This is a genomic window from Sphingobium sp. WTD-1 (assembly GCF_030128825.1).
GTDB lineage: Bacteria > Pseudomonadota > Alphaproteobacteria > Sphingomonadales > Sphingomonadaceae > Sphingobium.
Map to the genome: position 1 here is coordinate 4081597 of NZ_CP119127.1, position 16425 is coordinate 4098021.

The window sequence follows — 16425 nt, forward strand, 5'->3', positions numbered from 1 at the left end:
ATCGCGGCCATTCTCATCATCCCATCTTCCAGATATCGGCGGCATATTCGCGGATCGTCCGGTCGGACGAGAACCAGCCCATGCGCGCGACATTGTGGATCGCCTTCTTCGCCCACAATGCCTGATCCTGCCAGATGCCATCGACCCGGCGCTGGGCGGCGGCATAGCTGTCGAAATCGGCCGCTACCATGAACCAGTCATGGTCGTAGATGCCCTGGATCAGATCCTTGTAGCGATTGGGGTCGTCGGGCGAGAAGACGCCGCTGGCAATGGCATTGAGCGCCTGCCCCAGTTCCCGGCTCTGTTCGATCACCGCGCGCGGATTATAGCCCTCGGCCCGGCGCTGGTTCACCTCGGCCGCGGTCAGGCCGAAGATCACGATATTCTCCTCGCCGACATGGTCGCGCATCTCGACATTGGCGCCGTCCAGCGTACCGATGGTCAGCGCGCCATTGACCGCGAACTTCATGTTGCCGGTGCCCGATGCCTCCATGCCGGCGGTCGAAATCTGTTCCGACAGATCGGCGGCCGGGATCATCATCTCGGCCATGGAGACATTGTAATTGGGCACGAACTGCACCTTCAGCAGTCCCTGCACCGACGGGTCATGATTGATCGCGCGCGCCACGTCACCCGCCAGCTTGATGATCAGCTTGGCATTATGATAGCTGGGCGCCGCCTTGCCGCCGAACAGCTTGACCCGCGGCACCCAGTCCTTTTCGGGATGCGAGCGGATCTGGTCATAGAGCGCCACCGCCTCAATGATATTGAGCAACTGCCGCTTATATTCATGGATGCGCTTGATCTGAATGTCGAACAGCGCGTCGGCGTCGATCCGGGCATTGATCCGCTTGCGCAGCAGGTCGGCCAGCGCGACCTTGTTGAAGCGCTTGACGCTCAGGAACCGTTCCTGGAAGGCGGTGTCGTCGGCGAAATTGTCAAGCTCGCGCAGCGCCTCGGCATCGTCCATGAACCGGTCGCCGATCGCCTCGCGGATCAGTTCGAACAGGCCATGGTTGCACTGCATCAGCCAGCGGCGGAAGGTGACGCCATTGGTCTTGTTGTTGATCCGCGCGGGATAGAGCTTGTGCAGGTCGGCAAAGACCGTGACCTTCATCAAGTCGGTATGCAGCGCCGACACGCCGTTGACGCTGTGCGATCCGGCAAAGGCCAGATTGCCCATCCGCACCCGCCGCTCGCCGCCCTCGTCGATCAGCGAGATGGTGCCGATCGCATGGTCGTCGAACTGGCCGGACTTGCGCGCCTCGCCCAGCAAGCGGCTGTTGATGGCATAGACGATCTGCATGTGCCGGGGCAGCAGCCGCTCGAACAAGGGCACCGGCCAGCTTTCCAGCGCCTCGGGCAACAAGGTATGATTGGTATAGCCGAAGGTGCGGCGGACAATGTCCCACCCCTCGTCGAAGTCCAGCCCATGCTCGTCGACCAGGATGCGCATCAGTTCCGCCACAGCGACCGCCGGATGGGTGTCGTTGAGCTGGATTGCCGCCTTGTCCGGCAGCGTCTGGATGCTGCCGAAATATTGGATGTGCCGCCGGACGATGTCCTGCAGCGAGGCGGAGGAGAAGAAATATTCCTGCCGCAGCCGCAACTCCTGCCCCGCCGGCGAACTGTCGGCAGGATAGAGGACGCGGGTCAGCGCCTCGGCCCGATTGCTCTCGGACAGCGCGCCCAGATGGTCGCCGGCATTGAACTTGTCGAGCAGGATCGGGTCGATCGGCTGCGCCTCCCACAGGCGCAGCGTATTGACCCGCTTGCCGCGCCAGCCGGCGATCGGCGTGTCATAGGGGGTGGCGATCACCCGTTCGGCCGGACGCCAGCTCATCTGATAGGGGCCGCAATCCTCGCACGCGGCCGGATCGACGCGCCCACCGAACCCGACCTCGTAACTCGCCTCGCGCCGCTCGAACTCCCAGGGGTTGCCGTGCGCCAGCCAGTTTTCCGGCAGTTCCACCTGCCAGCCGTCGCTGATTTCCTGCCGGAACATGCCGTTCACATAGCGGATGCCATAGCCATAGGCCGGGATGTCGACCGTCGCCATGCTCTCCATGAAGCAGGCAGCCAGTCGCCCGAGGCCACCATTGCCCAGCGCGGCATCCGGCTCCAGCGCGGCGATCAGGTCCAGATCGACGCCCAGCGAGTCGAGCGCGGCCTGCAAATCGTCCAGCATTTCCATGTTGGATGCGGCATCGCGCATCAGCCGGCCGATCAGGAATTCCAGGCTCAGATAATAGACCCGCCGACCCTGTTCCTCATAGGTCTTGTGGGTGGACTCGATCCAGGCGTCGATCACCCGGTCGCGGATCGAGAGGATGACGGCATGCAGCCAGTCATGCGGCTTGGCCGCCTTGGCATCCTTGCCGATGCGATAGGTCAATCGCTCGACAATCTCATGGGCCAGAATCTGCGGATCAACCTGCCGGGGTGCCGGCTTGGGAAGCTGCGTCTCGCCCTTGAGATTCATGGCCGGGATCTCCCTCTATGAGTCACCGGGATGATGGCACAGCGCGCTTCGCCATGCCAATCCATTTTTTGCAGCGCAGCATGGGTTTTTCCCGCTTCTTTCTGCGGGCTTGGCCTGCCTCAGCCCCGACCGCGTCGCGTGACGATGGCCGCCCCGATCCCGGCCCGCAATTCCGCCCGCACCGGATAGGTGCTGGACGGCAGATGCTGGGTCATGAACAGGCCGATCAGCCGCTCGACCGGATCGATGAAGAAATAGGTCGAGAATACCCCGCCCCAGTAAAATTGCTGGTTCGCCAGCGTCATCGCAAAGCCCAGGCCGAAACCGACCCCGGCATAATCGGCCTCGCTGAACATCGCCTGCGACATGCTGGCAAGGTCGCCGCCGCCGGGCAGATGATTGGTCCGCATCTGCGCCACCGTTTCGGGCTGTAACAGCCGCGCGCCATCAAGCTCGCCACCGCGCAGCAGCATCCGGGCAAAGCGATGATAATCGGCGGTCGAGGAAATCAGCCCACCCCCGCCCGAACGAAACCGCAGCTTGCGCCGCCAACTGCTGCGCGCGCCGCGATCCTTGAGCTTCAGCCGGTCATCCTCCAGCCGCCAGGCGTCGGTCAGACGATCGATCCGGTCTACCGGGATGGTGAAGAATGTGTCCGTCATTCCAAGCGGCGCAAAGATATGCTCGCGAAAATGGCGCTCCAGATCCTGCCCCGACAGTCGCTCGACGATCACGCCCAGCACATCGGTCGACACGCCGTAATTCCAGCGCTCGCCCGGCGAAAATTCCAGCGGCAGGCTGGCCAGCGCGGCGATGAACTCGTCCGACGACCGCTTCTGCTGGAACTCGTCCAGCCCCAGCTCGCGATAGCATGCGTCGATCGGCGTCTGTCGTTGCAGCCCATAGGTCAGGCCCGATGTGTGGCGCAGCAGATCGATCATCCGCATTGGCCGCTTCATCCGCCCGCGCCCGCCCGCCCCAACGCGCAGGTCGGCAAATTCGGGCAGCACGTCCGTCACCGGATCGTTCAGCGCCACCTTTCCCTGCTCGACCAGCCGCATGAAGGCGACGCTGGTGACCGGCTTGGTCATGGACGCGATGCGGAACAGCGCATCGGCCTGCAAAGGCTCGCCGGTCATCCGCGCCTGCCCCCGGCTGACCGACAGCAACGGCACTTCGTCGCGCGACACCAGCATCTGCATATGCGGCAATTTGCCGCTCTGCACATAGGTCCGGTCCAGATGATCCACCAGCGCATCCAGCCGGTCAGGGTCCATCCCCGCCGCCCGCGCCGCTGCTGCATCCGTCACCTTCGCTGTCGCCATGTCCGCTCCTGCCATATCCGAAACGGGCTAGAGCAAGCCGCGCGCCAGGTAAATGATTTCAGGCCATGACCGCTCGATCCGCGCCTTGCCATTGCCAAGACCCCACCCCTGCCTCTATGGCAACCCGCCTGATCGCCAATACCGGACGCACCACAGGCATGGCCACGGGCCTTTCTGCTATCTTCTTACAGAATCGCGCTGCCCTGCTGCGCTTCCTGCGCGCGCGCGGTGCGGGCGAGGATGCGGAGGACCTGCTGCAGGACATGTGGATGAAGCTGGAGGCGAAGGATCTGGGGCCGGTCGCCGATCCCCTGCCCTATCTTTACCGCATGGCCAACAACCTGATGCTCGATCGCTATCGTTCCGCCACCCGGCGCGAGCGGCGCGAGCAGGACTGGGCCGAAGGCGCCGGAGGGGTCATGGCCGATCCGAATGACGATCTGGCGGTCGACGAACGCATGATCCTCAATCAGCGGCTGGAACAGGCGCGCGGCATATTGGCCGATCTTGGCCCCCGCGTCGAACTGGTGTTCCGCCGGTTCCGCATAGAGGGGGTCGGCCAGCGGCTGATCGCGGAGGAATTGGGGGTCAGCCTGACCACGGTCGAGAAGGATCTGCAAAAGGCCTATCGGGCAATGCTTGCGCTCAAGCAAAGTCTGGATACGGAATGAGCGGATCGGCGGCGTCTGGCTCTTCAAGGGGCAAGAAATGAACAGGGCACAGGCCATGATGAACGAGGAGGCGCTCGGATGGGTAATCCGCACGCGCGATCCCGAATTTGACGACTGGGACGCCTTCATCATCTGGCTGGAGGGCGATCCCGCACGCGCGACTGCCTATGATGCGCTGATGGCGGCCGACGCGGATCTGGCGGACATGGTTCCGGCAGAACCCGTCGTCATGCCTGTTGCCGCCAATGATGCCGGCGAACGTCACCGCCGCCCGCTGCGCTGGATCGGCGGCGGCGCGATCGCCGCCGCGCTGGTCGCCGCCGTCTCGGTCGGCCTGCTCAATCGCAGCGATATCTACAGCATCACCACCCGTCCGGGCGAAACCCGCAGCATCGCGCTCGACGACGGCACGACGATCGAACTGAACGGCGGCACCACGTTGCGCCTCGATCGCAAAAATCTGCGCTTTGCGGCGCTCGACGCGGGCGAAGCCGCCTTCACCGTGCGCCATGACGCTGCCGATCCGTTCCGCGTGACCGTGGGCAACGCCGTGTTCGAGGATGCCGGCACCGTCTTCAACATCTTCCATAGTGGCAACGCCACCCGCATCGGCGTGTCCGAGGGCAAGGTGATCTACAATCCGCAGGCCGAAGCCATCTCGCTGCCCGCCGGCCGCGCGCTGAGCGATGGCGCCGAAGGGCTGCGCGTGATGGATGTCGCGCCCCAGGCCGTCGCCAGCTGGCGCCAGGGCCAGCTCATCTATGCCAATGCGCCGGTCGGCGACGTGACCCAGGATATCGCCCGCTCGCTGGGCGTGACGCTGGCCGCGACGCCCGGCGCGCAGGCCATGCGCTTTACCGGCACGATCCGGCTGGAACGGGATCCGTCCCGCTTCTTCGCCGCTGCCGCGCCCCTGATGGGGCTGTCCGCCATCCGACAGGGGAATGGATGGCTGCTGAAGGAAGGGGATGGGTCGCAAAACTGACGTCCTTTTCGTCACCGCCTTCGCCATAGCGGCCGCATCGCCTGCGCGCGCGGCGGACAGACAGTCGATCGACCTCGCTCCGGGACGCCTGGGCGAGGCGGTGGTGGCGCTCGGCCGTCAAACCGGCGCCAGCATCGGCATGTCGGACCAGTCGCTGGCCGGCATCGCCACCCCTGCGATCCGGGGCCGGATGTCGACCGCGGGCGCCCTTTCCCAGTTGCTGCGCGGCAGCGGAGCCAAGGCCAGGCAGATCGACGCCAGCACCTGGCGCATCGTGCGTGCCCGCAAGAGCGCTCCGCCCCCGTCGCCGACGCCAGCCGCAGCGGTGCAACTCGCGCCGGTCGCGCAGGAACCGCCGGCCGACATCATCGTCACTGCGTCCAAGCGCGACATTCCCCTGCCCCGCTATGCCGGCATGGTCGAAACCGTGACCGGTGGCCTGTTCGAGACCGCCGACGCAGCGCAGGGCACGGCCGCGCTGCTCTCGCGCGTCGCCAGCCTCAGTTCCACCCATGCCGGCGCCGGCCGCAACAAGCTGTTCATCCGCGCCATCGCCGATTCCGGCGTTGCCGGGCCGACCCAGGCGACGACCGGCCAATATCTGGGCGACATGCGCCTCAACTATGCCGCGCCCGATCCCGACCTGCGCCTCTATGATGTCGGCGGGGTCGAGGTGCTGGAAGGGCCACAGGGCACGCTCTATGGCGCCGGATCGCTCGGCGGCATCATCCGCATCATCCCCAACGCTCCCAATCTCGCGCAATTTGGCGGCCAGATATCGACCGGCGTGTCGGCGACCCAGCATGGCGATCCGGGCGGCGACCTGTCGGCCATCCTCAACCTGCCGATCGTGGCCGAGAAGGTGGCGCTGCGCGTCGTCGGTTATGGCGTGCAGGAGGGCGGCTATATCGATGATGTCCTGCGCGACAAGGATGACGTCAACCGCACCCGCACCTATGGCGGCCGCGCCACGCTGCGGATCGCACCGGCCGACGACTGGACCATCGATCTCAGCACCGCCTACCAGCATATCGAGGGTGACGACGCGCAATATGCCAGCCGCGAGGTCGGCCGGCTGGAACGCGCCTCCAGCGTCGCCCAGCCCTATCATTCCGACTATATCCTGGCCAATGCGCGGATCGAGCATCAGTGGGACGATCTGCGCCTCGTCTCCTCGACCGGCTATGTCCGCAATGTCCTGGCCGAAAGCTATGACGCGACCCAGCCGGGCGGCGCGCCGGCCCTGTTCCGCCAGCGCAACAAGGTCGAACTTTTCTCGACCGAGAACCGGCTGGTGCGCGACCTCGACAATGGCCTGGGGTGGTTGTTGGGCATTTCCTATCTGGAAAGCACGTCGACCATCCAGCGGTCGCTGACCGGCTATGGCCCGCTGAGCGCACCGGCGATCGAGATTTTGCCGGGCGTCCCGGTCTATGGTCGCGGACGTCCTGCCACGGCCACCGGCGTGCGCAACCGGATCAAGGAAGCGACCCTGTTCGGCGAAGCCTCGTTCGAGCCACTCCAGGGGCTGGTCGCCACCGTCGGCGGACGCCTCACCAACAGCCGCCTCAGCGGCGAGGCGATCGATCCGGTGGCGATGCTTTCGGCCGTCGCCGACCTGGCCCGCGTCGAAGCGCAGGCCGATCGCTCCGAAACCATTTTCCTCCCCTCCTTCTCGCTGCTCAGCGATGCGGTGAAGGGACTCACCCTCTATGCCCGGTTCGAACAGGGCTTCCGGCCCGGCGGCCTGGCGGTCGACGATCAGCGCGCGCGCAGCTTCCGCAATGATCGCATCTCGACCATGGAACTGGGCTTCCGCAAGGGCGTGCCGGGCCGCGACACGGTCGCGCTCAGCGGCAATGTCGCCTATACCGACTGGCGCGACATCCAGGCCGACGTCACCGACCGCATCGGCCTGCCGACCACCGCCAATATCGGCGATGGACGCATCTATACGGTGGAAGGCCGGATCGTGATCCGTCCGATCCCGCCGCTGACGCTGGACGGCTCGATCATCTATAATGACAGCCGCCTGACCCAGCCGGCCCAGTTCGTGCGCGCTCTTTCCTATGAAGGGCGCTCGCTGACCCTGCCCAATGTCGCTAATCTGGGTGGCCGCGTCGCCGCCGATTATCGCGCGCCATTGGGCGACGACATGCGCCTGCACCTGTCGGCCTCGGCCCGCTATGTCGGCAAGTCGCGCCTGGGCGTCGGGCCGATATTGGGGCGTGAACAGGGCGATTATGTCGACACCGCCCTTTCGGCCGCCATCACCCGCGGCCCGGTCGAACTCTCGCTTTCGCTCACCAACCTGTTCGACAGCGACGGCAATCGTTTCTCGCTCGGCACGCCGTTCGACCTGAGCACCGACTATTATACGCCGCTGCGCCCCCGCACCGTGCGCATCGGCCTCGATTTCGCCTTCTAAATCTCCTGCGTCGCATTTTCGCTGACGGAACCCGCCCGGCGGCGGCGTCCCTCCCGCATGTACGTGCCCATCAAACGGCGCGGCATTCAGAGGAGATATCATGCGACATTTGCTGGCCTGCACGGCCATCGCCCCGGTTCTGGTTGCGATGACCGCAACCAATGCCGCGGCGGAAACCACGATCGGTTCATCCACCACCACCGCCGTCAAGACATCCACCGTCGCCTCGGGCGCGGCCGATGCGATCACGGTCAGTTCCGCGGGCAGCATCACGCTGACCAGCGGTACCGCGATCACGATGGACAGCAACAACAATGTCAGCAACGCCGGTTCGCTGACCATCAACGATGCCGACAATGCGACCGGCATCCTGGTCAAGGCCGGCACCACCGGCAACATCACCAACAGCGGCACGATCACGCTAACGGAAGATTATACCGCCACCGACACGGACAGTGACGGCGACATTGACGGCACGTTCGCCAAAGGGACGAACCGCAATGGCATCCTGGTCGAATCCGGTGCGGCCCACACCGGCAATATCGACACCACCGGCACGATCTCGATCGAAGGCAATAACAGCGCCGGCATACGCGTCAATTCGACCCTGATCGGCAATCTGTCGACCTATGGCACGATCGCCGTCGTCGGCGACAACAGCTATGGCGTGGTCGCCAATGATATCGACGGCAACGCCACGATCCGCGGTTCGATCAGCACCAAGGGCGCGAACAGCACCGCCGTCGCCCTGCTGGGCGATGTCGATGGCGCAGTGAAGATCCAGGGCACGATCGTCAGCACGGGCTATCGCTCCACCACTCGGCCGACCGACGTCACCAAGCTCGACGCCGACGACCTGCTGCAGGGCGGCCCCGCCCTCGTCATCGCCGGCAATGTCAGCGGCGGCATCGTGTTCGACGTCGCGCCGACCGCCAGCGATGATGACGACGATGATGACACCGACATCGATGATGACGGCCTGCTCGACAGCACCGAAACCACCGCCACGGTCATCAACTATGGCTCGGCGGCCGCAGTCCAGATCGGCTCCGCCACCGCCGACACCAGCATCGGCGTGGTCCAAGGCGACAGTTCGGGCTATGGCGTGGTCGTGCGCGGCGCAATCGCGGGCTATGGCATCTATGACGGCGTCGATGCCAATGCGATGGTGATCGGCGGCCTGGGCGGCGATGTCGATATTGCCAAGGGCGTCCTGGTCGCCGGGTCGATCACCGCCATCTCCTATGACAGCAACGCCACAGCGCTGCGCCTGGGTTCGGGCGCGACCAGCGACGCGATCGAGATTTCGGGCACCGTCGCCGCTTCGGGCGCCGCTCTCGCGAACACCACCTCGCGCGGCCTGGTCATCGATGCCGGGGCGCAGGTCAACTCGATCAAGGTCAGCGGCACGGTCGCGGCGGTTGCCGCCGATGATGAAAAGGGCCGCGCGATCGCGATCCTCGATTCCTCGGGCACCGTCTCCAGCCTCAGTAACACCGGCACCATCTCGGCCACCGGCGGCCTCACCAACACCGCCATCGACCTCAGCGCCAACAGCAGCGGCGTGACGCTGACCCAGGCGCTCGCCTCCTCGCCCGCGACCGCACCGAGCATCATCGGCGACGTCAAGCTCGGCTCTGGCGATGACGTCATGACGGTCTCGGCCGGCCGGATCGTCGGCGATGTCAGCCTGGGCGCGGGCAATAACAGCCTGTCGCTCTCGGGCAGTTCGACCCTGACCGGCGATCTCAGCTATGCCGGCACCGGCGCCACCCTGACCCTGGCCGATACCGCCAGCGTCACCGGCGCGCTCGACTTTGGCGGTGCCAGCGGTACGATGACGCTGAACGGCACCTCCAGCTATACCGGCGCGATCAGCAACAGCGGCAACATGGCACTGGTGCTGAACGGCGGCACGCTGGCCGCCAGCAACACCGGATCGGTCGCGCTCGCCTCGCTCAGCGCATCTTCGGGCTCGGTGCTGGGCGTCACCATCAACGGCGCCGACGGCACCAACACCGTCTATGACGTGGCCGGCGCCGCCAGCTTCGCCAGCGGTTCCAAGGTGAAGGTCGCACTGACCCAGGTCGGTGGGTCGGAAGGCGACTATGTCATCGTCCGCGCCGCTTCGCTCTCCGGCACCCCCGCGCTCGATAGCGCGACGCTGCTGCCCTATATGTTCAAGGGTAGCGTCGCGAGCGACACGACAACCGGCGACGTGACCCTGTCGATCGCCGCCAAGGCCACGTCGGAACTGGGCCTGACCGGTTCGCTTTCAAGGGCCTATTCGGCGATCTTCAACGCGCTCGACAATGACAGCACGCTGGCCAACGCCTATCTGGACGTGACCGACGGCAAGACGCTGAACGGTGCGCTGCGCCAGATGCTGCCCGAACATTCCGGCAGCACCTTCGAAGCCGTCACCGCCGGCTCGCGGGCGACCGCACGCATCCTGTCCGATCCCAACGGCATCTACCGCACCAAGGACGGCAAGCTCGGCTTCTGGCTGCAACAGGTGGCGTTCGGCAGTTCCAAGAGCATCGGTGACACCGCCTCCTACGACATTAATGGCTGGGGCGCGGGCGGCGGCGTCGAATATCTGACCGATCTTGGCGCCTTCGGTGGCTCCTTCGCCTATATCCATGGCCGGGACACCAGCGACAGCTCCAACAGCTCGGCGGATTCCGACCAGTTCGAACTGGCCGCCCACTGGCGCGGCAGCTGGGGTCCGCTCCAGGCGTTCGCGCGCGTTTCGGCGGCCCATATCGACTTTGACGGCACTCGTAACTTCGCGCTCGACGATGTCGTGCGCAAGGCGACCGGCGACTGGTCGGGCAAGCTCTACTCGGCCACGGCCGGAGCCTCCTACCAGCTCCAGTTCAACCGCTTCAGCCTGCGTCCGGGCGTGGGCATCGACTATTACCGCCTGAAGGAAGGCGGCTATAGCGAAAGCGGCGGCGGCGACGCGTTCAACCTGACGGTCGACGGCCGCACCAGCGACGAAATGACCGCCAACGGCACGATCGCCGCCGGCTATGATTTCGGCAGCCTCAATCGCGAGGATGGCTGGGCACGGTTCGAACTGGAAGGTGGTCGCCGCCAGTTAATCGGCGGGTCGCTCGGCGACACGGTCGCCCATTTCAAGGATGGCGATGACTTCGTCCTGGTCGCCGACAAGCGCACCAGCGGCTGGACCGGCCGGGCCCGCCTCTATGGCGGCACCGACACGTTCCGCGTCGGTGGCGAATTCGGTGCGGAAGAACAACAAAATCACGTCGCAATCTCATTCCGGGCGACGGTTAACTTCGTCCTGTGACGTCTGAATAAGGAATTGGCGGGCCACACCCCACAGACCCTCCCGGTCCGCCAGTTGCGCCACGGCATGATGTTCCTCCCCAAGGGACGCCAAGGCAAAAAAGAGGGGCGTCGCATGGGTTTCACCCGAGCGGCGCCCCTTTTTCTTTGCTCCCCTCTGCGCCATCTCCTTTCATTGGCCTCTTGCGGGCGGCATCAGCCCGTGCTGAATAACTAGCGGGGAATCAGGCTCTTGAGCCTAAATGGGGGATGAATGGGGGGAATTTTTCGCCTGTGCGCGACCTTGGTCGGCATATGGCTTGCGGCATTGTCGCCGGCGTACGCACAGGCCGACGCCGCATCGGCAGATGCGGATCATCAAAAGCCATGCGAGCTACATGTCTGGCCGGGAAACGGGCTGGGCTCGGTTTATCATGGCTGGCTGCATGGCGGCATCGTCAATGGCGCCGTCCAGGGACGCGAAGGCTACAAGGCCATGCATGCCAATCCGCTTGCCACGGCGGACCAACGCGCCCTGCTTGCTACGCTACCACTGGCCTCATGGCTTGGCCTGCCCGACCATCTGCTGGTCCTGCATGACGAATCTCTCGACAGCCGGACGATGCGTTCGACCGCGGGCCGCATCCGGCCGGACGGATCGATCTGCTACGCCGAATTCATGATCGACGACCTGATCTTTCAGGAGGATGTCGTTACCGGCCGCTTTCTCAAGATATTGTTCCGGTTTCGCGATTTCGGATCGGAACAGACGGCGAGACGCAGTTTCGGCACCTGGACCATGACCAAGCTTACCCAGTTCCCGCCGCAAACGGCGGAGGCAGAAGGCGCGGCCCTGACCGACTTGAAATCGGCGTTCCAACAGAATGTCGAGAAATTCGGGGAATATCTGCGCCGCCCGGTAAGGACACGTAACTAAACAGCTTTTATCACGACAATTGGGGGAAATAATTATGTTGAAGACCATTTGGGTTGGTCTGGCATCGCTGACGCTTGCCAGTGCCGCCCAGGCCCAGACCGCCGAGGCTCCGTCGCCGGCCTGCGAATTGCACATATGGCCGGCCGAACGCATGGCCTCCGTGACAACCGGCCTGCTTGGCGGCGGTTTGCTCGATGCCGCCCTGCATGCCGGCAAGGATGCCAGCAACAAGGCACAGATGGCCAGCGCGCTCGACAGCCCCAGCCAGGTTGACGCACTCCAGTCGCTGGATCTGGCCACGTTGCTGGAACTGAAGCCGGGCACGGTTATCATCCGTCATGAAGCGCCGCTTGAGCGCAAGACCATGAACAAGGTGAAGACGCGCCGGTCCGATTCCACTGCCGCCTGCTACTCCGAGCTCATCACCGCAGATGTGCTGTATCACAAGGCGGCGATCTATGGCCGCTCGCTCAAGACATTGTTCATGGTTCGGGACTTCGGCAACGACCAGAAGATCGACTTCGAATATAAGGCGTGGGGCGGGAATGGCCTGTCGCTCTTCCCCGCAAAGGAAGGCGAGGACGCCGTGGCCGCGCTGGATGAGCTGGTTGGCGTCTTCAAGAAGAATTTCGAGGAATATGCCAACAATGCCCGCAAATCCATGGCATTGAAGAAGAAGGCCTGACCGAAAAAGGGGAGCGACCGTCAGGCCGCTCCCCCTCAATCACGAAAGGCCATCGAGAAGCGGCCTCAGCCGGCGAGCGCCTTCTTGACCAGTTCGTTGACGACCTGGGGATTGGCCTTGCCCTGCATCGCCTTCATCGTCTGGCCGACGAAGAAGCCGAACAAGGCTTCCTTGCCGCCGCGATACTGCTCGACCTTGTCGCCATTCTTGGCGAGGACATCGGCCACCGCCGCCTCGATCGCGCCGGTGTCTGAGGTCTGCTTCAGGCCCTTTTCCTCGACGATCTTGCCGGGCTTGTCGCCGGTTTCCAGCATGATCTCGAACACCTGCTTGGCGATCGTGCCGCTGATCGTGCCGTCGGCTACCAGCGCCAGCAATTCGGCTCCTTCCTCGGGGCTTACCGGGCTTTCTTCAAGGCTCTTGCCAATACGATTGAGCGCGCCATAGAGCTCCGACAGCAGCCAGTTGGCCGAAGCCTTGGCGACCTCGCCCTCACTCTTCTTCTGGATGCGCGCGCCTTCCGCCAGCAGCGCCTCGAACCAGCGTGCCGTATCGGCGTCGGCGGTCAGGGTCGCGGCATTATAGGCGGACAGGCCCAGATCCTGCGCATAGCGGCGCAGCTTCGCGTCCGGCAGTTCCGGCAGCGACTGGCGGCATTCCTCCAGGAAGGCATCGTCCAGTTCCAGCGGCAACAGGTCGGGATCGGGGAAGTAGCGATAGTCGTGCGCATCTTCCTTCGACCGCATCGAACGGGTCTCGTTGCGATCCGGGTCATAGAGGCGCGTTTCCTGCACGATCTTGCCACCGGCTTCCAGCACGTCGACCTGGCGGTTCGCCTCATGCTCGACCACGGCCATGACGAAACGGACCGAGTTCACATTCTTGGTCTCGGTGCGGGTGCCGAACTCTTCGCCCGGACGACGCACGGATACGTTGACGTCGGCGCGCATCGACCCCTGGTCCATATTGCCGTCGCACGAACCGACGTAGCGGAGAATCGTCCGCAGCTTCGACAGATAAGCCCCTGCTTCTGCAGGCGAACGCATGTCCGGCTTCGACACGATTTCCATCAGCGCCACGCCCGACCGGTTGAGGTCGACATAGGAGCTGGTGGGATGCTGGTCGTGCATCAGCTTGCCGGCATCCTGCTCGACATGGATGCGCTCGACGCCGATCACCTTGGTGCTGGCTTCGGGGTTCTTTTCGTCGAGGACGATCTCGATCTGCCCCTCGCCCACGATCGGGTGATAGAGCTGGCTGATCTGATAGCCCTGCGGCAGATCCGCATAGAAATAATTCTTGCGGTCGAAACGCGACCATTTGTTGATCTGCGCGTCGATCGCCATGCCAGTGCGCACCGCCTGGCGGATGCACTCGCGGTTGGGCACGGGCAGCATGCCGGGCATGGCCGCATCGATCAGGCTGACCTGCGTATTGGGCTCCGCGCCGAACGCCGTCGCGGCGCCGGAAAAGAGCTTCGCGTTCGACGTCACCTGCGCATGGACTTCCAGGCCGATCACGACCTCCCATTCGCCGGTTGCGCCCTGGATGCGATAGGTTGATTCAGTCATTTCGCTTCTTGCCCATCAATTTCTGTCGGAGCGATCCGACCTCTGCTTCGGCGACCCTTGCCCCAAAGACTGGTCCTGGGGCGATCCGATGTCGCTTCCGCGGTAGCAATGACGATCTTCCGCCGCCTGGCTGGTCGATCATCCTTACGCTGATATCGCTGTTTCCCAGAAACAGTGAAGGAACTAAGCAAATCGACAAGTTCCCCCACCAGTTCTAGGAAGGTCATCTTACCACCACTTGTCCGGCCGCGCGGTGAACCCGGCCCGTTCCTCGATGGCGAGGCTGGCGTTCAGCACGGTCTGTTCGTCCAGCGCCTTGCCGATCACCTGCAGGCCGATCGGAAGACCGGCCGAATCCAGCCCGCCCGGAATCGCCATCGCCGGCAGCCCGGCCAGCGAGGCCGGCACGGTGAAGACGTCGTTCAGATACATGGCCAGCGGATCGGCCTGCTTCTCGCCCAGCGCGAAAGAGGCGCTCGGCGCGGTCGGCGTCAGCAGCAGGTCGCACTTTTCGAACGCCAGCTCGAAATCGCGCGCGATCAGCGCCCGGACCTTCTGCGCCTGAGTGTAATAGGCGTCGTAGAAGCCGGCCGACAGCACATAGGTGCCGATCATGATGCGGCGCTTCACTTCCGGGCCGAAGCCGGCAGCGCGGGTCGCGGCATACATGTCCTGCAGCCCCGCCCCATCGGGCAGGTCGCGCTGACCATAACGCACGCCGTCATAGCGGGCGAGGTTCGACGAGGCTTCGGCCGGCGCGATGATATAATAGGTCGGCAGCGCATATTTGGTATGCGGCAGCGACACTTCGATCACTTCGGCGCCGGCGTCCTTGAGCCATTCGATGCCGCGATCCCACATGGCGGAGATTTCGGCGTTCAGGCCATCGGGGCGATATTCCTTGGGAATACCAACCTTCTTACCCTTGAGATCGCTCGACAAATTGGCTTCCCACTGGGGCACAGCCAGATCGAGGCTGGTCGAATCCTTGGGGTCGAAGCCCGACATGACTTCCAGCAGGATCGCATTGTCACGCACCGTGCGCGCCATCGGCCCGGCCTGATCCAGCGAAGACGCGAACGCCACGATGCCGAAGCGCGAGCAGCGGCCATAGGTCGGCTTGATACCCGAAATGCCGGTGAAGGCGGCAGGCTGGCGGATCGAGCCACCGGTGTCGGTGCCGGTCGCCGCCGGGCAGAGCCGCGCGGAAATGGCCGAGGAGGAACCGCCCGACGAACCGCCGGGTGCCAGTGCAGCATTGTCGCCGCCGCCCCGCCGCCAGGGCGAGATCACATTGCCATAGTAACTGGTCTCGTTGGACGAACCCATGGCGAACTGGTCGAGGTTGAGCTTGCCCAGCATGCCGGCGCCGGCCGCCCACAGCTTGCCCGACACGGTCGATTCATAGGTCGGCACGAAGCCTTCCAGCATGTGCGACGCGGCGGTGGTCTGCGTGCCTTCGGTGCAGAACAAATCCTTCATGCCGATCGGTACACCGGAGAGCGCGCCCAGCGTCTCGCCAGCCGCCTTGGCCTTGTCGGCGGCATCGGCCGCTTCCAGCGCCTTTTCGGGCGTTTCCACGATGAAGGCGTTCAGCGCCTTGGCAGCGGCGACGTTGGCATTAAAGCCCTCGGCCACTTCGCGCGCCGAAAAATCGCCCGCGCGGAAGCCGTCGCGGATTTCCGCGACCGTCAGATCAGTCAGATTGGTCATTATTCGATCACCTTGGGCACCGCGAAGAAGCCATGTTCGGCTTGCGGCGCATTGGCCAGCACCTTGTCACGCACATTGCCGTCAGTGACGACATCGTCGCGCAGGCGTTGATGGTTGGGGATGACGGCCGTCATCGGCTGCACGCCGGTCACGTCCACTTCGCCCAGCTGTTCCACCCAGCCAAGGATATTGTTGAGTTCGGGCACCATGGCTTCCGCTTCCGCATCCGTCACCGAAATGCGCGAAAGGCTGGCGATCTTTTTCACGGTCTGAAGGTCTATCGACATGGGCCAAGCCGCTAGCACCCGCACCAGTCCGCTTCAAGTGTCCTGCT

The 16425-nt window shown here is 64.3% G+C and carries 11 protein-coding genes; 6 read left to right on the top strand and 5 right to left on the bottom strand.

All coding sequences use genetic code 11. The features are described from left to right. Positions 1-16: 16 nt before the first annotated feature. On the bottom strand, positions 17-2482 hold the full coding sequence (locus tag N6H05_RS20265) for a glycogen/starch/alpha-glucan phosphorylase (RefSeq protein ID WP_284111408.1): 2466 nt from the start codon (positions 2480-2482) through the stop codon (positions 17-19). 119 nt (positions 2483-2601) lie between these two features. Beyond that, the gene (locus N6H05_RS20270; protein ID WP_284111409.1) at positions 2602-3807 is read right to left on the bottom strand and encodes a serine hydrolase domain-containing protein; all 1206 of its coding nucleotides are present in this window, start codon (positions 3805-3807) and stop codon (positions 2602-2604) included. A 158-nt stretch (positions 3808-3965) separates the two neighbouring features. Here N6H05_RS20270 and N6H05_RS20275 point away from each other — a divergent pair, with 158 nt between their 5' ends. The 6 genes from N6H05_RS20275 to N6H05_RS20300 all read left to right on the top strand — a co-directional run bounded on the left by N6H05_RS20275 (position 3966) and on the right by N6H05_RS20300 (position 12807). Beyond that, entirely contained in the window at positions 3966-4478 is a 513-nt protein-coding gene (locus N6H05_RS20275) for an RNA polymerase sigma factor (RefSeq protein WP_284111410.1), read from the top strand. Positions 4479-4533: 55 nt separating this feature from the next. Beyond that, the gene (locus N6H05_RS20280; RefSeq protein ID WP_284114280.1) at positions 4534-5463 is read left to right on the top strand and encodes a FecR family protein; all 930 of its coding nucleotides are present in this window, start codon (positions 4534-4536) and stop codon (positions 5461-5463) included. Continuing rightward, positions 5447-7891, top strand: a complete 2445-nt coding sequence (locus N6H05_RS20285; RefSeq protein WP_284111411.1) for a TonB-dependent receptor — start codon at positions 5447-5449, stop codon at positions 7889-7891. Before N6H05_RS20280 ends, N6H05_RS20285 begins: the two co-directional genes overlap by 17 nt. Before the next feature lie 100 nt (positions 7892-7991). After that, positions 7992-11207, top strand: coding sequence for an autotransporter outer membrane beta-barrel domain-containing protein (locus N6H05_RS20290; protein ID WP_284111412.1), 3216 nt, complete (start codon positions 7992-7994; stop codon positions 11205-11207). A gap of 252 nt (positions 11208-11459) precedes the next feature. Beyond that, positions 11460-12122: a hypothetical protein gene (locus tag N6H05_RS20295; protein WP_284111413.1), complete on the top strand. Its 663-nt coding sequence runs from the start codon at positions 11460-11462 to the stop codon at positions 12120-12122. A 34-nt stretch (positions 12123-12156) separates the two neighbouring features. Beyond that, on the top strand, positions 12157-12807 hold the full coding sequence (locus N6H05_RS20300; protein WP_136187650.1) for a hypothetical protein: 651 nt from the start codon (positions 12157-12159) through the stop codon (positions 12805-12807). Positions 12808-12872: 65 nt separating this feature from the next. On the opposite strand, the gene gatB is transcribed toward N6H05_RS20300, so the two are convergent. The 3 genes from gatB to gatC all read right to left on the bottom strand — a co-directional run bounded on the left by gatB (position 12873) and on the right by gatC (position 16378). Beyond that, on the bottom strand, positions 12873-14378 hold the full coding sequence (gatB, locus tag N6H05_RS20305) for an Asp-tRNA(Asn)/Glu-tRNA(Gln) amidotransferase subunit GatB (RefSeq protein WP_010337156.1): 1506 nt from the start codon (positions 14376-14378) through the stop codon (positions 12873-12875). Between the two features lie 228 nt (positions 14379-14606). After that, positions 14607-16091, bottom strand: coding sequence for an Asp-tRNA(Asn)/Glu-tRNA(Gln) amidotransferase subunit GatA (gatA, locus tag N6H05_RS20310; protein WP_284111415.1), 1485 nt, complete (start codon positions 16089-16091; stop codon positions 14607-14609). Next, entirely contained in the window at positions 16091-16378 is a 288-nt protein-coding gene (gatC, locus tag N6H05_RS20315; protein ID WP_004211845.1) for an Asp-tRNA(Asn)/Glu-tRNA(Gln) amidotransferase subunit GatC, read from the bottom strand. The genes gatA and gatC overlap by 1 nt, the downstream gene beginning before the upstream one ends. Positions 16379-16425 lie beyond the last annotated feature (47 nt).

Bases quoted from the DNA above. Each gene is read 5' to 3' on its own strand.
- N6H05_RS20265 (WP_284111408.1), bottom strand. From the start codon at position 2,482: ATGAATCTCAAGGGCGAGACGCAGCTTCCCAAGCCGGCACCCCGGCAG.
- N6H05_RS20270 (WP_284111409.1), bottom strand. From the start codon at position 3,807: ATGGCGACAGCGAAGGTGACGGATGCAGCAGCGGCGCGGGCGGCGGGG.
- N6H05_RS20275 (WP_284111410.1), top strand. From the start codon at position 3,966: ATGGCCACGGGCCTTTCTGCTATCTTCTTACAGAATCGCGCTGCCCTG.
- N6H05_RS20280 (WP_284114280.1), top strand. From the start codon at position 4,534: ATGATGAACGAGGAGGCGCTCGGATGGGTAATCCGCACGCGCGATCCC.
- N6H05_RS20285 (WP_284111411.1), top strand. From the start codon at position 5,447: ATGGGTCGCAAAACTGACGTCCTTTTCGTCACCGCCTTCGCCATAGCG.
- N6H05_RS20290 (WP_284111412.1), top strand. From the start codon at position 7,992: ATGCGACATTTGCTGGCCTGCACGGCCATCGCCCCGGTTCTGGTTGCG.
- N6H05_RS20295 (WP_284111413.1), top strand. From the start codon at position 11,460: ATGGGGGGAATTTTTCGCCTGTGCGCGACCTTGGTCGGCATATGGCTT.
- N6H05_RS20300 (WP_136187650.1), top strand. From the start codon at position 12,157: ATGTTGAAGACCATTTGGGTTGGTCTGGCATCGCTGACGCTTGCCAGT.
- gatB (WP_010337156.1), bottom strand. From the start codon at position 14,378: ATGACTGAATCAACCTATCGCATCCAGGGCGCAACCGGCGAATGGGAG.
- gatA (WP_284111415.1), bottom strand. From the start codon at position 16,091: ATGACCAATCTGACTGATCTGACGGTCGCGGAAATCCGCGACGGCTTC.
- gatC (WP_004211845.1), bottom strand. From the start codon at position 16,378: ATGTCGATAGACCTTCAGACCGTGAAAAAGATCGCCAGCCTTTCGCGC.